Annotated in this window: 20 protein-coding genes; 18 read left to right on the forward strand and 2 right to left on the reverse strand. The window is 70.3% G+C overall.

Going from position 1 to position 17,691, the window contains the following annotated elements; all coding sequences use genetic code 11:
• Positions 1-4 precede the first annotated feature (4 nt).
• From lepB to AC3A46_RS02305, 7 genes are all read left to right on the forward strand, one after another.
• Positions 5-781, forward strand: a complete 777-nt coding sequence (lepB, locus tag AC3A46_RS02275) for a signal peptidase I (protein ID WP_487663618.1) — start codon at positions 5-7, stop codon at positions 779-781.
• Positions 778-1,437: a ribonuclease HII gene (gene rnhB, locus AC3A46_RS02280; protein ID WP_487663619.1), complete on the forward strand. Its 660-nt coding sequence runs from the start codon at positions 778-780 to the stop codon at positions 1,435-1,437. The genes lepB and rnhB overlap by 4 nt, the downstream gene beginning before the upstream one ends.
• Positions 1,438-1,495: 58 nt before the next feature.
• Positions 1,496-1,819: a DUF2469 family protein gene (locus AC3A46_RS02285; protein WP_045297888.1), complete on the forward strand. Its 324-nt coding sequence runs from the start codon at positions 1,496-1,498 to the stop codon at positions 1,817-1,819.
• 112 nt (positions 1,820-1,931) lie between these two features.
• Entirely contained in the window at positions 1,932-2,300 is a 369-nt protein-coding gene (locus AC3A46_RS02290; protein WP_310247003.1) for a YraN family protein, read from the forward strand.
• Positions 2,297-3,820, forward strand: coding sequence for a YifB family Mg chelatase-like AAA ATPase (locus tag AC3A46_RS02295; RefSeq protein ID WP_487663620.1), 1,524 nt, complete (start codon positions 2,297-2,299; stop codon positions 3,818-3,820). The genes AC3A46_RS02290 and AC3A46_RS02295 overlap by 4 nt, the downstream gene beginning before the upstream one ends.
• Positions 3,817-5,004: a DNA-processing protein DprA gene (gene dprA, locus AC3A46_RS02300; RefSeq protein ID WP_487663621.1), complete on the forward strand. Its 1,188-nt coding sequence runs from the start codon at positions 3,817-3,819 to the stop codon at positions 5,002-5,004. Before AC3A46_RS02295 ends, dprA begins: the two co-directional genes overlap by 4 nt.
• A 72-nt stretch (positions 5,005-5,076) precedes the next feature.
• Entirely contained in the window at positions 5,077-5,982 is a 906-nt protein-coding gene (locus AC3A46_RS02305) for a tyrosine recombinase XerC (protein ID WP_487663622.1), read from the forward strand.
• 7 nt (positions 5,983-5,989) lie between these two features.
• Here the strand turns inward: AC3A46_RS02305 and AC3A46_RS02310 are convergent, their stop codons facing one another.
• Complete coding sequence (locus AC3A46_RS02310; RefSeq protein WP_487663623.1) at positions 5,990-6,565, reverse strand: murein hydrolase activator EnvC family protein; 576 nt, start codon at positions 6,563-6,565, stop codon at positions 5,990-5,992.
• Between the two features lie 335 nt (positions 6,566-6,900).
• Here AC3A46_RS02310 and rpsB point away from each other — a divergent pair, with 335 nt between their 5' ends.
• The 9 genes from rpsB to AC3A46_RS02355 all read left to right on the forward strand — a co-directional run bounded on the left by rpsB (position 6,901) and on the right by AC3A46_RS02355 (position 13,604).
• Positions 6,901-7,809: a 30S ribosomal protein S2 gene (gene rpsB, locus AC3A46_RS02315; protein ID WP_487663624.1), complete on the forward strand. Its 909-nt coding sequence runs from the start codon at positions 6,901-6,903 to the stop codon at positions 7,807-7,809.
• A 103-nt stretch (positions 7,810-7,912) separates the two neighbouring features.
• The gene (tsf, locus tag AC3A46_RS02320) at positions 7,913-8,740 is read left to right on the forward strand and encodes a translation elongation factor Ts (RefSeq protein ID WP_056367517.1); all 828 of its coding nucleotides are present in this window, start codon (positions 7,913-7,915) and stop codon (positions 8,738-8,740) included.
• An 84-nt stretch (positions 8,741-8,824) separates the two neighbouring features.
• Positions 8,825-9,544, forward strand: a complete 720-nt coding sequence (gene pyrH / locus AC3A46_RS02325; RefSeq protein WP_487663625.1) for a UMP kinase — start codon at positions 8,825-8,827, stop codon at positions 9,542-9,544.
• A gap of 52 nt (positions 9,545-9,596) precedes the next feature.
• On the forward strand, positions 9,597-10,151 hold the full coding sequence (frr, locus tag AC3A46_RS02330; protein WP_045297881.1) for a ribosome recycling factor: 555 nt from the start codon (positions 9,597-9,599) through the stop codon (positions 10,149-10,151).
• 9 nt (positions 10,152-10,160) lie between these two features.
• Positions 10,161-11,204 carry a phosphatidate cytidylyltransferase gene (locus tag AC3A46_RS02335; RefSeq protein ID WP_487663626.1) on the forward strand — a complete coding sequence of 348 codons (1,044 nt, stop codon included), beginning with the start codon at positions 10,161-10,163 and terminating at the stop codon, positions 11,202-11,204.
• The gene (locus AC3A46_RS02340) at positions 11,201-11,764 is read left to right on the forward strand and encodes a DivIVA domain-containing protein (protein ID WP_487663627.1); all 564 of its coding nucleotides are present in this window, start codon (positions 11,201-11,203) and stop codon (positions 11,762-11,764) included. Before AC3A46_RS02335 ends, AC3A46_RS02340 begins: the two co-directional genes overlap by 4 nt.
• A gap of 57 nt (positions 11,765-11,821) precedes the next feature.
• Positions 11,822-12,589 carry an aggregation-promoting factor C-terminal-like domain-containing protein gene (locus AC3A46_RS02345; protein WP_487663628.1) on the forward strand — a complete coding sequence of 256 codons (768 nt, stop codon included), beginning with the start codon at positions 11,822-11,824 and terminating at the stop codon, positions 12,587-12,589.
• A gap of 3 nt (positions 12,590-12,592) precedes the next feature.
• Positions 12,593-12,877, forward strand: a complete 285-nt coding sequence (locus tag AC3A46_RS02350) for a hypothetical protein (RefSeq protein ID WP_487663629.1) — start codon at positions 12,593-12,595, stop codon at positions 12,875-12,877.
• Position 12,878: 1 nt separating this feature from the next.
• Positions 12,879-13,604 carry an alpha/beta hydrolase gene (locus AC3A46_RS02355; protein WP_487663630.1) on the forward strand — a complete coding sequence of 242 codons (726 nt, stop codon included), beginning with the start codon at positions 12,879-12,881 and terminating at the stop codon, positions 13,602-13,604.
• A gap of 3 nt (positions 13,605-13,607) precedes the next feature.
• On the opposite strand, the gene AC3A46_RS02360 is transcribed toward AC3A46_RS02355, so the two are convergent.
• On the reverse strand, positions 13,608-14,675 hold the full coding sequence (locus tag AC3A46_RS02360; RefSeq protein ID WP_487663631.1) for an AI-2E family transporter: 1,068 nt from the start codon (positions 14,673-14,675) through the stop codon (positions 13,608-13,610).
• Positions 14,676-14,853: 178 nt separating this feature from the next.
• On the opposite strand from AC3A46_RS02360, the gene AC3A46_RS02365 reads away from it, so the two are divergent.
• Complete coding sequence (locus AC3A46_RS02365) at positions 14,854-16,719, forward strand: DUF8094 domain-containing protein (RefSeq protein WP_487663632.1); 1,866 nt, start codon at positions 14,854-14,856, stop codon at positions 16,717-16,719.
• Positions 16,719-17,666, forward strand: coding sequence for a tetratricopeptide repeat protein (locus AC3A46_RS02370; RefSeq protein ID WP_487663633.1), 948 nt, complete (start codon positions 16,719-16,721; stop codon positions 17,664-17,666). Before AC3A46_RS02365 ends, AC3A46_RS02370 begins: the two co-directional genes overlap by 1 nt.
• The last annotated feature ends 25 nt before the right edge of the window (positions 17,667-17,691 follow it).

A 17,691-nucleotide genomic window follows, 5' to 3' on the forward strand; every position in this document is an offset into this window, starting at 1 on the left:
ACTCATGACGACCGAGAAGTCGGCTCCGGCCGAGCCGGCGCCCCGGCCCGAGCCCGCTGCGACCATTCAGCCGCGTCGTCGGGGCTGGCTGGTGTTCCTGCGCGATGTCGTCGTGATCATCCTGATCGCCGTCCTCGTCTCGCTCGTGGTGAAGACGTTCCTCGTCCGGTCGTTCTACATCCCCTCGGGGTCGATGGAGGACACCCTCCACGTCAAGGACCGCATCCTCGTCGACGAGATCACGCCGCGCTTCGGCGGTTACGAGCGCGGCGACATCGTCGTGTTCCAGGATCCGGGCGGCTGGCTGCCGCCCAGCACGGCCCCGGCGCGTCCTCCGGTCGTCGAGGGTGTCGAGTGGGTCCTGTCGCTGGTCGGCCTCGCGGCGCCCGACAGCGACGACCATCTCGTGAAGCGCATCATCGGGGTTCCCGGCGACCACGTCGTGTGCTGCAACGCCATCGGGCAGATCACCGTCAACGACGTCCCGGTCGACGAGAGCGCGTACGTCAAGCTGCCGGCGGGGGAGACCGCCGCTTCGGGCGATCCCTTCGACGTCACGGTCCCCGCGGGCAGCCTCTGGGTGCTCGGCGACAACCGCTACCGCTCGAAGGACTCGCGGTACAACACCGATCAGCCGGGCAAGGGATTCGTGCCCATCGACAACCTCGTGGGCCGCGCCTTTCTCGTGACGTGGCCATTCGACCGGTTCGGCCTGCTGGACTTCCACCACGAGGTGTTCGCCGGGGTGCCCGACGCGGAGCCGGAGGGCGGCGGGAAGTGACCGTCGCCGAGCCCCGCCTCACGCTCGAGCGTCGGCTCCTGCGCGAGCACACGCTCGTCATCGCGTGCGACGAGGTGGGGCGAGGGGCGCTGGCGGGTCCGGTCGCGGTCGGCGCGGCGGTCGTGGACGCCCCACGGTCGCGCAAACGCATCCCGCAGGGGCTCCGCGACTCGAAGCTCGTGCCCGAACCGAAGCGCGCCGACGTCGCGGCACGCGCGGCCTCGTGGGTCGCCGCAAGCGCCGTCGGGTGGGCCAGCGCCGAGGAGATCGACGAGATCGGCATCATGCGCGCACTCGGGCTCGCCTCGATCCGCGCCATCGCGGATCTGCGCGCGCACGGCGTCGTGCCGGAGGACGCCATCGTCATCCTCGACGGCAACTACGACTACATCCGTCCAGCGGGCGAGTGGGGGCTCACCGTGCGCCCGGTGATCAAGGCCGACCGCGACTGCGCGTCGGCGGCCGCGGCATCCGTCATCGCCAAGGTCGCACGCGACCGCCTCATGACCGAGCTGCATGACGAGCTTCCCGCGTACAACTGGGCGCGCAACAAGGGCTACGCGAGCCCCGACCACCGCGAAGCCATCCGCACGCATGGCATCAGCCCCCACCACCGGGCCTCGTGGTCGATCGCCGAGGCGCCGACGCTCTTCTAGCGTTCGGCACACGCAGGCGGGTCGAGGCACCCGTTCGCGCCCATAGGATGGATGCACCATGGATGACGAGGTCTTCGAAGACTACGACCGCGAGCTCGAACTCGCTCTGTACCGCGAGTACCGCGATGTCGTCTCGCAGTTCCAGTACGTGATCGAGACGGAGCGGCGCTTCTACCTCGCGAACGAGGTCAACGTCGTGCGCCGCGACACCGAGCACGATTTCTACTTCGAGATCTCGATGTCCGACGTCTGGGTCTGGGACATCTACCGCGCCGACCGTTTCGTGAAGGCGGTGCGCGTGCTGACCTTCAAGGACGTCAACGTCGAAGAGCTGTCGCGCCGTGACTTCCATCTGCCCGAAGAGCTCTCGCTCGACACCTGAGCGGGCCTGACGCCTCCTCCCCAGTCCTCCGATTCCGGCACTCGCCGCGAGTTCTGAACGGATGCCGCGGCCCGGCGCCCGCGCGCCGGCACTCGCGCGCGACGATGCCGGAATGGCACATAAAGACGTCCTCGGGCGAGCGGGCGAGGACCGCGCCGCCCGGTACTTCGAGGCACAGGGATTCACTGTCCTGGCGCGCAACTGGCGGTGTCGCGACGGCGAGATCGACCTCGTGGTCGCCGATCGCTCGGCGGTGGTCGTCGTCGAGGTCAAGACGCGGCGGGATGAGGGGTTCGGGCACCCGTTCGAGGCGATCGACGCACGTAAGCGGGGAAGGCTCTGGCGCCTCTCGATCGCGTGGGCGAGCGCACACCGCGAACTCGTGCAGGGACGGCGGCTGCGCATCGACGCGGTCGGCCTCATCGGCGCCGATCCTCGCACGGCGCGTTTGGAGCACCTCGTCGACGTGGAGGTGCCGTGAAGATCGCACGCACATGGGCCGTCGCCCTGGTGGGTGCCCAGGGTGAATGCGTCGAAGTCGAGGCGGACCTCTCGAATCAGCAGCCGGACTTCCGCATCATCGGGCTTCCCGACAAGGCTCTCGGCGAGTCGGTCCAGCGCGTGCACAACGCCTGCGCGAACACCGGCACGCCGCTCACGCGGCGACGCCTCACGGTCAATCTGTCGCCCGCGAGTCTGCCCAAGCAGGGCTCCGGATTCGACGTTGCCATCGCCGTGGCGTCCCTCGCCACCGAGACCTCGATGGACGCGGTCTCTGTCGCGTCGGCGGTCCACATCGGCGAGCTCGGGCTCGACGGTCGCCTCCGGCCGGTGCCGGGGGTGCTTCCGGCCGTGGTCGCCGCTCGGCGAGCGGGGCATCGACGAGTCGTGGTTCCCCACGCCAACGGCCCGGAGGCTTCACTGGTGGAGGGCGTCGAGGTCCTCGCCGCCGTCAACCTCGCACAGGTGATCGCCTGGCACGGCGGCGACGTCGACGTCACCGACGACGAACCGGTCGGTCTCCCGGACGACGAGGAGGCGCCCGAGCCCTCGCTGGATCTCGCGGAGGTGATCGGCCAGCGCGACGCCGTGGAGGCGCTCGTGGTCGCAGCGGCGGGCGGTCATCACCTGCTGATGTGCGGGCCGCCCGGGGCGGGCAAGACGATGCTCGCACGGAGGCTGCCCGGCATACTCCCCGAACTCGACGACCGCGCGGCGCTGGCTGCGGCCTCCATTCGGAGCCTCGCCGGCTCCCGGGTGGTCGAGCTCACTCGCACCCCGCCGTTCGTCGCCCCGCACCACAGTGCGAGCGTCGCCGCCCTGGTCGGCGGCGGCTCCCGAGTGGTGCGTCCGGGGGCGATCGCGCGCGCGAGCGAGGGTGTGCTGTTCCTCGACGAGGCCGGCGAGTTCGCCGCCAGTGCGCTGGACGCCCTGCGCCAGCCTCTCGAGTCCGGCGCCATCACGATCGACCGCGCGGGCGCGCACGCCGAGTATCCGGCCCGGTTCCAGCTCGTGCTCGCCACGAACCCGTGCCCCTGCGGCGACTACGGCATCCGCGGCGGCACGTGCACGTGTCCACCGGCAGCGATCCGCCGCTATCTCGGCCGGCTGTCCGGACCGCTGCTGGACCGCATGGACATCGAGCTGACGCTGACGCGCGTCGCGGTGGCGCAGCGCGGCACCGGGCCCACGGTCTCGACCGAGAGCGCGCGAGCGCAGGTCGCCGATGCGCGGGCACGCGCGCGCCACCGCCTGTCCGAGACGCCGTGGAAGGTGAACGCCGACGTGCCGGGAACGTGGCTGCGCGAGGGACCGGCCGCGCCGTCCCCGGTCGTGCGCCGCCCGCTCGACGCCGCACTCCACCGCGGAGCGCTCACGCTGCGGGCGTACGACCGGGTCTTGCGCGTGGCCTGGTCGTTGGCCGATATCGAGGGCCGCGCCCAGCTCGGGGCGGAGCATGTCGGGCGCGCTCTGTACCTGAAGAAGGGGATCGCGCTGTGATCGCATTCGACCTGAGCGCCGACTCCGCCCGACGCGCCTTGTCGCCCGCGGGCATCGAGTACGACGCGGACGAGGCTCGGGCACGGTATGCGACGGCTGTCTGGTGCCTGCTCATCGAGCCGGGCGATTCCGTCGCCGGCCGCATCATCGGCGCGCGCGGCCCCGTCGCGGCGCTGGAAGCCGTGCTGGCGGGCGCGGAGCTGTCCGAAGTCACACCGAAGGAGCTCGCCGAGGGGCGGGGGCGCTGGCTTCCGCGACTGTCGGCGGGCGCGGCGGCCGAGTCCCTGGCCACGGCGGCGGCACGGGGCGTGACACTGCTCACGCGCGGTGATCCGCACTGGCCGACTCAGCTCGACGACCTCGGCGCGCATGCGCCGCTGTGCCTGTGGGTGCGAGGTGACGCTTCGGCGCTGCGCCGACTCGAGGCATCCGTCGCCGTCGTCGGCGCCAGGGCCGCCTCCCACTACGGCGACCACGTGGCGAGGGAGCTCGCCGCCGACCTGGCGGGCAGCGGCATCGCCGTGGTGTCCGGCGGGGCCTACGGCATCGACGGCGCAGCGCACCGGGCCGCCCTTCTCGCCGGCGGGCTCACCGTCGCTCTGCTCGCGGGCGGCGCCGACCGCGCATATCCCGCGGGCCACACGCAGCTGATCGACGACATCGCCCGACGAGGTGTCGTGGCGAGCGAGGTCGCATGCGGCTCGGCGCCGACGAAGTGGCGCTTCCTGCAGCGGAACCGCCTGATCGCCGCGCTCTCGGCCGCCACGGTGGTCGTGGAAGCCGGGTGGCGCAGCGGCTCGCTCAACACCGCGGGCCATGCCGCGACGCTGTCGCGCCCGCTCGGCGCCGTCCCGGGCCAGATCACCTCCGCGACGTCGGCAGGCACGCACCGGCTCATCCGGGAGTACGGTGCCCAGTGCATCACGAGTGCGGATGATGTGCGCGAGCTGCTGGGGATGGGAGGGCCGATGGATGCCGCACCTGGCGCCGGCGGGACGTACACCGGGGACGCTACCCGCGTGAAGGATGCCATGAGCACCCGCGTGTGGCTCGACCCCCGCACGATCGCGCAACGCGCGGGGATGTCGGCCGACGTCGTGGAGTCGATCCTCGGGCTGCTGGCGCTCGAGGGAGCGGTCGAGTCGGGGATCGAGGGATGGCGGCTGCCGCGAGTCGGAGCATGATCGACGGACGGCGGCGCCTCTTCGGGTGCGTCGCAGCACCGCCGCGTGCATGCGCGGGAGCAAGCTGGACGCATGGACATGCACGAGGCAGCGGCGGCGTACCTGCGTCACCTCGCGGAGGTGCGCCGCCTGTCTCCGGCGACGGTGCGGGCCTATCGCTCCGATCTGGAAGGACTCGCCACCGCCTGCGGCGACATCGACCTGATCGCCGTCGATCTCGAGAACCTCCGCGACTGGCTCTGGCACGCCGTCCAGCGCGGCGACAGCCGCGCCACGATCGCGCGGCGCACGGCAGCCGTCCGCGGCCTCTTCGCCTGGGCGACCGAGGCCGGCGCGATCCCGGCCGACCCGAGCCTTCGCCTGATCGCCCCCAAGCGCGGCAAGACGCTTCCCAAGGTCGCGACTGCGGAGACCCTCAGCGGGGTGCTCGATCGGCTGGCATCCGCCGCCGCCGAGGGTGACCCGGTCGCGTTGCGCGATCACGCCATCCTCGAGTTGCTGTACGGAGCGGCCGTACGTGTCTCCGAGCTCTGCGGGCTCGACATCGACGACCTCGACCGCGACCGACGCACGGTTCGGGTCCTCGGAAAGGGATCGAAGGAAAGGGTCGTGCCGTTCGGGCTGCCGGCGCTCCGGGCGGTCGACGCCTACATCGTTCGCGGCCGACCGTCGCTCCTCGCCAGACGCGCGGACGACCTGCCCTTGCCGGCCCTTTTCCTCGGCGCCCGGGGCGGTCGGATCGGCCCCCGTGCGGTGTACGACCTCGTCTCGCGCGAACTCGGGCCCGAGCTCGGGGCGCAGGTGGGACCGCACGCACTGCGCCACTCGGCGGCGACCCACCTCCTCGACGGGGGCGCAGATCTCCGCGCCGTCCAGGAGATGCTGGGCCATGCGAGCCTCGGGACCACGCAGATCTACACCCACGTCTCCAGCGAGCGATTGGCTGCCTCTTACCGCCTCGCGCACCCGCGGGCCTGAGGGGCACCTAGCAGCACGGGAGGAGCACGGCCCGCGGCACCCCGCCCAGCAGCACGAGCGGGTTGATGTACGCACCGTCCAGTCGGACGCCGAAGTGCACAGCGCCGAGCTCGGCGTGTCCTCCGGCCGAGATCGTGCCCAGGGGAGTGGATCGTTCGACCGGCGTCCCGGCCGGGAGCTCGGGGTCGACCGGCTCGAGTGTCGACACCAGGCCGTCGCCATGGTCCACGGTGATCACTGCGCGCCCTGCGACCTGTCCGGAGAACGCCACAACGCCTGGTGCCGGGGCGCGCACCACGCCGTCTCCTGACGGCAGCAGGTCGATTCCCCGGTGACCTGGGCCATACTCGTGCGGCGGTGCGACGAAGGGGCGCACGAGCCGGAACGGGTGCACCGGCCAGGTCCAGTCCCGTGCGAGCGACACCGCCCCGCCGTCGGCGACCGGCGAAAGCTCCCGGACGGCGGTGGCCCGCGCTGCAGAGGGTGCGACCGCAAGAAGGACGCTGAGGGCGATCGCGCCCAGGGTGCGACGGCACCACACGCGAGGGAATCCGCGCCGGCGCGAGGGAACGGATCGAGTCATGATCCCACCGTGACCATGCCGGGCACGCGGCGGATCTGCGGCACCGACACCCGTGGACAAGCCGCGCGATCGGCCACCGGGGGAGGAGGAGCGGCCCGGTCGCTCCTGATACACTGACTGTGCACTCCGCATGTCGGGGTGACTCCGCGTGCCCATAGCGCCGCAAGCCCCGAGTCTGACGAAGGGCGTGGCGCGGCATCCATCCCCAACGGTCCTTGCGAACGCTTCCGAGCGAGCGCGAGGCGGGAATGAGCCGGGCACCAGGCCACGCCGGCCACGAGCCGGCGCGAGAACAACCGCAACAGGCGCGCACGCGCCGGAACAGGAGAACGGCCATGGCCGTCGTCACCATTCGCCAGCTGCTCGACAGCGGCGTCCACTTCGGACACCAGACCCGCCGGTGGAACCCGAAGGTCAAGCGCTTCATCCTCACCGAGCGCAGCGGCATCCACATCATCGACCTGCAGCAGTCGCTGACGTACATCGACAAGGCGTACGAGTTCGTCAAGGAGACGGTCGCACACGGCGGCACCATCCTCTTCGTCGGCACCAAGAAGCAGGCGCAGGAAGTCATCGCCGAGCAGGCGACCCGCGTGGGTCAGCCCTACGTCAACCAGCGCTGGCTCGGCGGTCTGCTCACCAACTTCTCGACCGTGTCGAAGCGTCTCGCGCGCATGAAGGAGCTCGAGGAGCTCGACTTCGAGGACCCGGCTGCGAGCGGCTTCACCAAGAAGGAGCTCCTCCTCAAGAAGCGTGAGCTCGACAAGCTCCACAAGTCGCTGGGCGGCATCCGCAACCTCCAGAAGACCCCCTCGGCCATCTGGGTCGTCGACGCCAAGCGCGAGCACCTCGCGATCGACGAGGCGTCGAAGCTCGGCATCCCGGTGATCGGCATCCTCGACACCAACGCCGACCCGGACGAGTTCCAGTACCCGATCCCCGGCAACGACGACGCGATCCGCTCGGTGGGCCTGCTCACGCGCATCATCGCCGACGCCGCCGCCGAGGGCCTGATCCAGCGCCACCAGCCCACCGACGAGACCGCTGACGCGGAGCCCCTCGCCGACTGGGAGCGCGAGCTGCTCGAGCAGCCTGCGCCCTCCGACGAGGCCGTGGTGACCGACGTCGCCGAGGTCGAGACCGTCGCGACCGAGTCGGCCGCCGACGAGGCGGGCGCCGAGGCCGCTGAGGCTGTCGAAACCGCCGAGGGCGCCGAGGCCGCTGAGGCGACCTCCGCCGAGTAAGGCTCACACACACTCCGCCCCGGCGGGATCGCCCTGATCGAACGGTCCGGACGGTCCCGCCGAGGCATCCACGAGAACTCACCAATTCAAGGAGCAGCCACCCATGGCAAACTTCACGATCGCTGACATCAAGACGCTGCGCGAGCAGCTCGGCACGGGCATGGTCGACACCAAGAAGGCGCTCGAGGAGGCCGACGGCGACCTCGAGAAGGCCGTCGAGATCCTGCGCCTCAAGGGTGCGAAGGGCAACGCCAAGCGCGCCGACCGCTCCACGAGCGAGGGTCTGGTCGCGGCCAAGGAGGTCGACGGTCAGGTCACGATCATCGAGCTCAACACCGAGACCGACTTCGTCGCGAAGAACGAGCGCTTCATCGCTCTTGCGGAGAAGGTCCTCGACGCCGCAGCCGCCGCGCACGCCGACTCGGCCGAGGCCGCCCTCGCCGCGTCCGCCGGCAGCCAGACGGTCGCCGAGCTCATCTCGGACGAGGCCGCGATCATCGGCGAGAAGGTCGAGCTGCGTCGCGTGAACACGCTCTCGGGCGACAAGTTCGAGATCTACCTCCACAAGACCAGCAAGGACCTGCCGCCGCAGGTCGGGGTCGTCCTCGCCTACTCGGGCGACGACGCCGAGACGGCGCGCAGCCTCGCACAGCACATCTCGTTCGCGAACCCGTCGTACCTGTCGCGCGACGAGGTCCCCGAGGCCGAGGTCGAGAAGGAGCGCGAGATCGTCACCGAGATCTCCCGCAACGAGGGCAAGCCCGAGGCCGCCCTCCCGAAGATCGTCGAGGGCCGCGTCAACGCGTTCTTCAAGCAGGTCTCGCTGCTCGACCAGGACTACGCGAAGGACAACAAGCAGTCGGTCGCGCAGGTCGCGAAGGACGCCGGCCTGACCCTGACGGGCTTCGCCCGCTACAAGGTCGGCGCCTGACCTTTTGAGAAGGCCCGCATCGGCAAGCCGGTGCGGGCCTTTTCTCATGCCCTTCGGTAGTTTGTCGTAGACGAGAGGACCACAGTGATCAACGAGAACACCGGGCGCCGCCGCGTCCTTCTGAAGCTGTCCGGCGAAGCGTTCGGCGGAGGCCAGCTGGGTGTGAACCCTGACGTGGTCAGCCAGATCGCGCAGGAGATCGCGGCCGCTGTCGACCGCGTCGAGATCGCGATCGTCGTCGGCGGCGGCAATTTCTTCCGCGGCGCCGAGCTCAGTCAGCGCGGCATGGACCGCGGCCGCGCCGATTACATGGGCATGCTGGGCACCGTCATGAACGCCCTCGCCCTGCAGGACTTCCTCGAGCAGGCGGGTGCCGCGACGCGCGTGCAGTCGGCGATCTCGATGACGCAGGTCGCCGAGCCGTACATCCCGCGTCGCGCCGAGCGGCACATGGAGAAGGGTCGCGTGGTCATCTTCGGCGCCGGCGCCGGCCTGCCCTACTTCTCCACCGACACGGTCGCCGCGCAGCGCGCACTCGAGATCGACGCGCAGGAGGTGCTCGTCGCGAAGAACGGCGTCGACGGGGTGTACACCGCGGACCCGAAGAAGGATGCCTCGGCCACCCTGATCGATCGCATCACGTATCTCGACGCGCTGCAGCGGGGTCTCAAGGTGGTCGACTCGACCGCGTTCAGCCTCTGCATGGACAACCGCATGGACATGCGCGTGTTCGGCATGGAGCCCGCCGGCAACGTGACGAAGGCGCTGCTCGGCGAGACCATCGGCACGCTGGTCACGGCGTGACGCGTCCCGCGTCGATAGACTTGACCAGCCCCATCTACGCGAAGGAGACACTGTGATCGCGGACGTCTTGGCCGATGCCGGAGTGCGCATGGACCGCGCCGTCGAGGCAGCGAAGGAGGACTTCGCCACGGTGCGCACCGGACGTGCGAACCCGCAGCTGTTCCAGAAGGTCCTCGTCGACTACTACGGCAGCCCGACGCCGCTCGCGCAGCTCGCGTCGATCAACAACCCCGAGGCGCGCACGCTCCTCATCACGCCCTACGACAAGTCGGCGCTGAAGGCCATCGAGCAGGCGATCCGCGACATCCCGAACCTCGGTGTGAATCCGACGAACGACGGCAACCTCGTGCGCGTCACGATGCCCGAGCTCACCGAGGAGCGCCGCAAGGAGTACGTGAAGCTCACGCGCACGAAGGGCGAGGACGCGAAGGTCCACGTGCGCGGCATCCGTCGCAAGGCGAAGGACGACATCGACGCGCTGAAGGGCGAGGTCGGCGAGGACGAGCTCGCTCGCGGCGAGAAGGAGCTCGACGCGCTCACGCGCGCGCACGTCGACGCCATCGACGAGGCGCTCAAGCGCAAAGAGGCCGAGCTCCTCGAGGTCTGAGGTCTGCCCATGACCGACGCATCCGACCCGCCGCGGAGCGACCAGCCTTCCTCACCGCAGACGCGGCGCGAGGCCGGTGAGGCACGCCGTGCCGCCGAGACCCCTGACACGGGCCCCGCACTGCAGTCTCATCTGCGCGCGGCGCGCAGCGAGTTGGAAGGCCACGTCGCACAGGCGCGGGCCGATTTCGAGGAGGCGAACGAGCGCATCAAGGAGCGGACGGGGCGCGACCTGATCGTCGCAACCCTCATCGGGCTCGCGATCGGGCTCGTGCTGCTGGGGTCGCTGCTGTTCGTCAAATGGGCGTTCGTGCCGTTCGCGCTGGCCGCGGCGATGCTCGCGCTCTTCGAGTTCTCGCGGGCTCTCATCGTGAGCGGTCGCCGGGTCGATCTGATCCCGCAGCTCACCGCGGGCGCGGTGGTCGTGCTGTCGGCCTACTTCGTGGACTCCTGGCTGCACTGGGTGCTGCTGTTCGTCGCGCTCGCGTTCGTCGTGGTGTGGCGGCTGGTCGGGCAGATGGCGTCGCACGACGGCCGTGCGTACGGCCTGGTGCTGGGCGACGTCCTCATCGCGACCTTCCTTCAGCTCTACGTCGCCTTCCTCGGAAGCCTCACGCTCGTTCTGCTGTCGAAGGAGGGCGGTGAGTGGTGGGTCTTGTCGTTCATCATCGTCGCCGTCGCGGTCGACACGGGCGCGTACGTCGCGGGCATCACGATGGGCAAGCACCCCATGGCTCCCCGGATCAGCCCGAAGAAGACATGGGAGGGCTTCGGGGGCGCCGCTGCCGCCGCGATCCTGGCGGGCGTCCTCGTCGGGCTCTTCATGCTCGGCCTCGAGTGGTGGATGGGCGCCGTGTTCGGCATCCTCATCCTCGCCACGGCCACGGTCGGCGACCTCGGAGAATCGATGATCAAGCGCGACCTCGGAATCAAGGACATGAGCTCCTGGCTCCCGGGGCACGGCGGCGTCCTGGATCGCCTCGACTCGATCCTCCTGTCGGTCGTCGCGGCGCTGGGCCTCTACTACCTCTTCACTCCGCTGGTGGCATCATGACGCAATCGCAGGCGACCGCCCGGGCGTCCTTCCCCGAAGCCCGTGGGCGCGAGAAGGGCTACGACAAGCAGCCCGTCGACGAGTTCCTCGCGCGGGCACGCGCGTCGTTCGAGCGCGGCACCGACGCACTCACGTCCGCCGACATCCGTCAGGTCGCGTTCCCGCTGGTGCGCCACGGCTACGCCATCGCCTCGGTGGACGCCGCACTCGGGCGCATCGAGGATGCCTTCGCCGCCCGCGAGCGCTCGTCGGCCGTCGCGGCCGCCGGCGCCAGGGAGTGGGTCGGCCACACCCGTGAACTCGCCCAGGAAGTGCTGGACCGCCTGTCCCGGCCGGCCGAGCGCCGCTTCGACCGCGTTTCTGCGCTCCGCTACGGCTACCGCATCGCGGAGGTCGACCTCGTCACCGACAAGCTCGCGCGGTTCCTCGAGACGGGCGACTCCGTCACCGTCGAACAGGTGCGCTCGGTCGCGTTCCGCATGCAGCGCGGGGGCTACCGCGAGACACAGGTCGACGCCGTGCTCGATGCCGTGGTCGAGGTGATGCTCGCCGTCAAGTGAGACGCGCGAGCCCGCGGATGGCACCTGATCGTGCCGGTATGCGAGAATCGGGACACTGTGACTTCTGGAAACGAGCTGAACCCGACCAGACGCGCCCGACGTCACGAGGTGGCGGCCCGGTCTGAGCGGTCGGCCGCGGTGGCAGCATCCCGTCCCTCGGCGGCGTCGTCACAGCCCCGCAAGCCCGCTCCGCGCTGGTCTCGCCGGCGTGGGGTCCTCGGCGCGTTCGCCGCCTTCGCTGTTCTCGGCTTCGTCGTCGCCTACATCGGCCCGACCGGGCTCGCGATCGCGCAGTCGGCCGCGGACGACGAGTCGCAGGTCTCGCTCTACGCCAGCGGACTGGATGACGTCCAGTCCCGCGCCGGCGACGAGTCCGCGGCCGATCCGGAGCCCGCGGCTCTCGACCGCGGCAACTACACGGTCTACGTGAAGCCGAAGCCGACGCCGACGCCGACCCCCCAGGCAGCGAGCTCCACGTCGTCGTCATCCGGCGGATGGCGGCCTCCGTTCGTCACGCCGGACCCGGGCAGCGCGCAGGCCATCGCCTACGACATGGTGCTGGCACGGGGCTGGGGAGACGACCAGTTCGCCTGCCTCGTCGCGCTCTGGAAGAAGGAGTCCGGCTGGCGCGTCAACGCGTACAACGCGGGCAGCGGCGCCTACGGCATCCCGCAGGCCCTCCCGGGCAGCAAGATGGCCAGCGCCGGGGCCGACTGGGAGACGAATCCCGCGACGCAGATCGCGTGGGGTCTCGGCTACATCGGCGGCCGTTACGGCTCGCCGTGCGGCGCGTGGGACCACTCGCAGCGCACAGGCTGGTACTGAGTCGTGCCGCGCTCCAACCGCCGTCGACACGATTCGAGCGGCGACGACTCCTTCGAGCGCCTGGTCGCGGGCTGGAAGCGCACCGAGATGCGCCGCGGTGTCGAGTGGACCGTGCAGCCGGTCTCCGCCGCACAGGCGCAGAAGGCGTACACGTGCCCCGGATGCGGTCGGCAGATCGACGTCGGCGTCGCACACCTGGTGGCGTGGCGCGCAGACGGCGTGCTGGGCGACGCCGCGGACCTCGCCGCCCGGCGGCATTGGCATCAGCACTGCTGGAAGGTGGCCTGACATGGAGATCCGCGGACCGATGCTGCTGCCCGCGCGCCGCGAGGAGATCGAGCTCGAGACGCTCGACGGGCTGACCCTCGTCGGCGAGCTCGCCCTGCCCGAGACCCGCGAGCCTGTCGCGACGCTCGTGACCCTGCATCCGCTTCCGACGGCCGGCGGCTTCATGGACTCGCATATCCTGCGCAAGGCCGCCGGGCGTCTGCCCGCCCTCGCCGATCTCGCGGTGCTGCGGTTCAACACCCGCGGCACGACCTCGCCGCGCGGCACCAGCGAAGGCTCTTTCGACGGCGGTCGTGCCGAGGCGTTCGACCTCGCTGCGGCGATGGACTTCGTGCGCGAGCGCGGCCTCCCGCGGCCGTGGTTCGTAGGCTGGTCGTTCGGCACCGAGCTCGCACTCAAGTACGGCCGCGACCACGGCGTCGAGGGCGCGGTGCTGCTGTCTCCGCCGCTGCACCGCGCGACCGACGAAGAGGTCGCGGCGTGGGCGGGCGACGAGCGCCGTCTGATCGTGCTCGTCCCCGAGTTCGACGACTACCTTCGACCGGATGCCGCGACCCAGCGCTTCGCGAGCGTCCCGGAGGCCGTCGTGATCCCGGTCGAGGGCGGCAAGCACCTGTGGGTGGGGGAGAACCAGACCCGCCGTGTGCTGACCGAGATCGTCGCGGCGGTCAATCCCGACGCCCTGCCGCTGCCCCTCGAATGGCACGGACCGGCCGCGGAGGGCTGAGCGTCAGCGCTCGTTCTGACGCGGGATCACGACCTGCCGGTAGATGATCAGGATGCTGGCGGCCACGGGGATCGCGACCAGGGCGCCCAGCAGCCCCAGCAGCGATCCGCCGGCGAGAGCGGCGATCACCACGACCGCACCTGGCACCGCCACCGCGCGCCCCATGATGCGCGGAGAGATCACGTACGCCTCGATCTGCATGTAGATCAGGTAGTAGATCGCGGCGATCAAGGCGGTCGTGGGGGAGCCGACCACGAGGCACGTGAACACGATGATGATCGAGCCGGTGAGCGTGCCCACGAGCGGGATGAGGGAGAAGAAGAAGGCGATCACAGCCAGGACCGCGGGGAACGGCGCCTTGATGATCGTGAGGAAGATCGCGCTGAGCACGCCGTTGATGAGGCCGAGCGTGACCTGGCCGATGACGTAGTAGCCGACGGAGTCGGTGATCTGCTCGCCGAGGTCCATGAACCGGGCACGCTTGGATGCCGGAACGAGCTGGTAGACGGCACGCTTCAGGTTGGGCGTGGAAGCGGTGAAGTAGATCGTGAGGATCAGCACGATGAACGCGCCCGCGAACCCGGCGATCAGAGCGCCGATGATCGCGATGATGCTGCCGCCGACCTCGGAGCCGATCGCGCCGACGTCGAGCGAGGCGTACCAGTCCTCGATGTAGCCCCACACTTCATCGACGTTGAGCGCGGGGAAGACGGCGTGCAGCCAGTCCTGGATCGCACCCACCGGATCATCGAACTCGCCCTTGTCGGCGAGGTCCTGGATCGTCGTGACCAGTTGGCCGATCTGCTGCACGATGATCGGCACGATCATGAGGATGATGCCCGCGAACACCGCGAGCACCCCCAGGATCGTGATGAGGACGGCCGCCCATCGCGGCAGCTTGCGGCGTTCGAGCCAGGCCACGATCGGATCCAGGCCCAGCGACAGGAACAGCGCCGTGCCGACGTAGAGCAGGATCGTCTGGAGGTTCTGGATGCTTCCGATGAGCAGCAGCCCGAGGCCGACCCCCAGCGTCGCGAGAAGCGCTGTGCGGAACGGGCTGTGCAGCTTCATCGAGTTCCCCCTCAGATCGACATGGCAGTCGATTCGTCTGTCCGCCCAGGATACGCATCAGGTGCGTTCAACCCCGGGAATGCCGCCTCCCACGCGCCTCACAGGTCGTGTTCGCTAGTCTGAACTGTCGAATCGAAGGGTTGCGCTGTGTCCGCGCGCCCCGGGAAAGGTGTTCTTCGTGCGTTTCGTGTGGGCCGTGGCGGCGTTCGTGCTCGCCACCGTGATGATCGGTGCCGGCATCGCCCAGCGGACGATCTTCCAGGGACCCAAGACAGAGACCACGGCGATCTCGGTCGAAGAGCAGACTCCGTACCTCCTCATCGATGGCGCCGTGCTCAATCAGATGCCCGGCACGCAGACGCTGCGCGCCCAGGCCGAGGGCGACATCTTCGCCTCCTACGGCCGCACCGCCGACATCGAGGCATGGCTCTCCGACTCGACCTACACCCACGTCACACTGGACGACGAGGGCGCCCTCGAGACCGCGGTGGTCGAGCCCGCGGTCGACGCGACGGTGGATCCCACCGAGGAAGCGCCGGCCGAGGACGCCGCTGCTGACGATGCCGCTGCCCCCGATGCGACGAGCGAAGACGCTGCGGCTGAGGCGGCCGGTCGCACACCTGTCGGATCGGACCTGTGGCTCGACGAGTACCAGCAGACCGACCTTCTCATCGCTCCGCTGCAGCTGCCGGAGGACATGAGCGTGCTCGTCGCCGCGGACGGCACCGCCCCCGCGCCGAGCGCGGTGACGGTCTCCTGGCCGCTGCAGACGTCGACGCCGTGGGCGGGGCCGCTCATCGTCGGCGGCGGCATCCTGATGGCCGTGGGCGTGTTCCTGTACATCCTGGGCATCCGCCACGCGCGCCGCAAGCGCGGGCCGCGACGCAAGGGCCTGCCCCTGCCTGTCACCGAGCCCATCGACATCGCGATCGACCACGACGACAAGGGTGTGATCAGCAGCTCGAAGCAGACGCCCCGTGCCGTCTCGGGCGGCGGGCGACGCGCGCTCGCGGTGCTCCCGGTGGTAGCCGTGTCGGCGCTGCTGTTCTCGGGCTGCTCGGCCGACGCCTGGCCGCAGCTCGGCGCGTCGCCGACGCCATCGCCCACCGCCACCGTCATCGCCCCCGAGGGCCAGCAGGCGCCGGCGGTCACGAAGGCCCAGGCCGAGCGCATCCTCACCCGCATCGCCGCCACGGTGGCCGACGCCGACGCGGCGATGGACGGCGACCTCGCCGAAACGCGCCTCGAGGGCGCGGCGCTCGCGGCGCGCGACACGAACTACAAGCTGCGCGCGGCCCTCGGCGACTACCCGGCGCCGGCGCCGATCCTGGCCAAGCCGCTCGAGATCATCCTCCCGCAGGCGTACGACGGGTGGCCGCGCTCGGTCATCGCCGTCGCGGATGACGACGAGTCCAAGACCTCGAGCATCATGGTGCTGACGCAGCAGGATCAGTGGGCGGACTACAAGCTGTCCTATGTCGGAAGCCTCGAGGCCTCGACCTCCCTTCCCGACCTGGCGCCGGCATACATCGGCGCCCCGCAGGTCGAGCCGGACTCGCCGTTCCTCCTCCTCCCGCCGAACGAGATCGCCGCCGCGTACTCGGACATCATCACCAACGGTGAGTCGAGCCTGTACTACGACCTCTTCGAGGCCGACGGCGATCAACTCCGGGCCAGCATCGCGGCAGACCGCCAGCGGCGGCTCGACGAGTTCAACAAGACCGCGTCGTCGACCGGAAACCTGGAGTTCAGCTCGGCCGCGGGCGTGCAGGCGCCGTTCGCCCTCCAGACGGTGGAGAGCGGTGCGATCGTCGCCGTGAACATCAACGAGATCGACACCGTGAAGCCGACCAACGCGGACGCCGTGATCAAGGTCAACGACAACCGGACGGTCAAGACGCTCGCCGGCGTCGACCAGTCGCAGACCGGGTTCGCCACGACCTTCAGCGACCAGGTGTTCTTCTACGTGCCCGGTCCGGGCTCGAACGAGAAGATCCGGCTCCTCGGTTACTCGTCCGACATCCTCGATGCGAAGATTCTGTAGTGACCGATCCCACTCTGGGCGCCTCCCTGCGCGGTGCCGTCGACCTGTCCTCCCTCCGCAACCGTCCGGCGCCCGCCGCGCCGGGTGAGGAAGCTCCGGCCGGTGCCGGCGTCGCGGTTCCGTCCCTCGTGCTGGACGTCACCGACGACACGTTCCCGCAGGTGCTCGAGCTTTCGCGCACCGTCCCCGTGGTCGTCGATCTCTGGGCCGAGTGGTGCGGACCCTGCAAGCAGCTGAGCCCGATCCTCGAGAAGGTGGTGGTCGAGCTCGGCGGGCGGGTGGTGCTGGCCAAGGTCGACGTCGACGCCAACCCCCAGCTGTCGCAGGCGTTCCGCGCCCAGTCGATTCCGATGGTCGTCGCTCTGGTCGCCGGCCAGCCGGTGCCGATGTTCACGGGCGCGGTTCCCGAGCAGCAGGTGCGCGAAGTGTTCGCTCAGCTGCTTCAGCTCGCCGCCCAGAACGGCGTGACCGGCTCCGCGACCGTCGACGGTGAGGCTGCACCCCAGGAGGCGGAGGCGACCGCCGAGCCGCCGCTTCCCCCGCTGCACGCCGAGGCGTTCGCGGCGATCGAGGAGGGCGACTACGCGCGCGCAGTCGCTGCGTACGAGCAGGCCCTCGTCGAGAACCCCCGGGACGCGGAGGCGCGCGCCGGCCTCGGCCAGGTGCGCCTGCTCGACCGGGTGCAGGGCGTCGACCTCCAGGCCGCCCGTGCGGCCGCAGCATCCGCCCCGCAGGACGTGGCCGCGCAGTTCACCGTCGCCGATCTCGACCTCGCCGGCGGGCACGTCGAAGACGCCTACGGGCGCCTGCTCGACCTGTTCGCCCAGCTTCCGGCCGATGAGCGCACGCCGGTGCGCGAGCGGCTCCTCGAGCTGTTCGCGCTCGTCGGCGATGCGGACCCGCGCGTCATCGCCGCGCGCGGCCGCCTGGCGTCGCTGCTGTTCTGAGCGATCTTCGCACCTGACGACGGAT

This window comes from Microbacterium sp. Soil_C_42 (assembly GCF_057656735.1).

What these genes read in the sequence shown, in the direction of transcription:
- lepB (WP_487663618.1), top strand. Translation starts at nt 5, where the DNA reads ATGACGACCGAGAAGTCGGCTCCGGCCGAGCCGGCGCCCCGGCCCGAG.
- AC3A46_RS02285 (WP_045297888.1), top strand. Translation starts at nt 1,496, where the DNA reads ATGGATGACGAGGTCTTCGAAGACTACGACCGCGAGCTCGAACTCGCT.
- AC3A46_RS02290 (WP_310247003.1), top strand. Translation starts at nt 1,932, where the DNA reads ATGGCACATAAAGACGTCCTCGGGCGAGCGGGCGAGGACCGCGCCGCC.
- AC3A46_RS02305 (WP_487663622.1), top strand. Translation starts at nt 5,077, where the DNA reads ATGGACATGCACGAGGCAGCGGCGGCGTACCTGCGTCACCTCGCGGAG.
- AC3A46_RS02310 (WP_487663623.1), bottom strand. Translation starts at nt 6,565, where the DNA reads ATGACTCGATCCGTTCCCTCGCGCCGGCGCGGATTCCCTCGCGTGTGG.
- rpsB (WP_487663624.1), top strand. Translation starts at nt 6,901, where the DNA reads ATGGCCGTCGTCACCATTCGCCAGCTGCTCGACAGCGGCGTCCACTTC.
- tsf (WP_056367517.1), top strand. Translation starts at nt 7,913, where the DNA reads ATGGCAAACTTCACGATCGCTGACATCAAGACGCTGCGCGAGCAGCTC.
- AC3A46_RS02335 (WP_487663626.1), top strand. Translation starts at nt 10,161, where the DNA reads ATGACCGACGCATCCGACCCGCCGCGGAGCGACCAGCCTTCCTCACCG.
- AC3A46_RS02340 (WP_487663627.1), top strand. Translation starts at nt 11,201, where the DNA reads ATGACGCAATCGCAGGCGACCGCCCGGGCGTCCTTCCCCGAAGCCCGT.
- AC3A46_RS02355 (WP_487663630.1), top strand. Translation starts at nt 12,879, where the DNA reads ATGGAGATCCGCGGACCGATGCTGCTGCCCGCGCGCCGCGAGGAGATC.
- AC3A46_RS02360 (WP_487663631.1), bottom strand. Translation starts at nt 14,675, where the DNA reads ATGAAGCTGCACAGCCCGTTCCGCACAGCGCTTCTCGCGACGCTGGGG.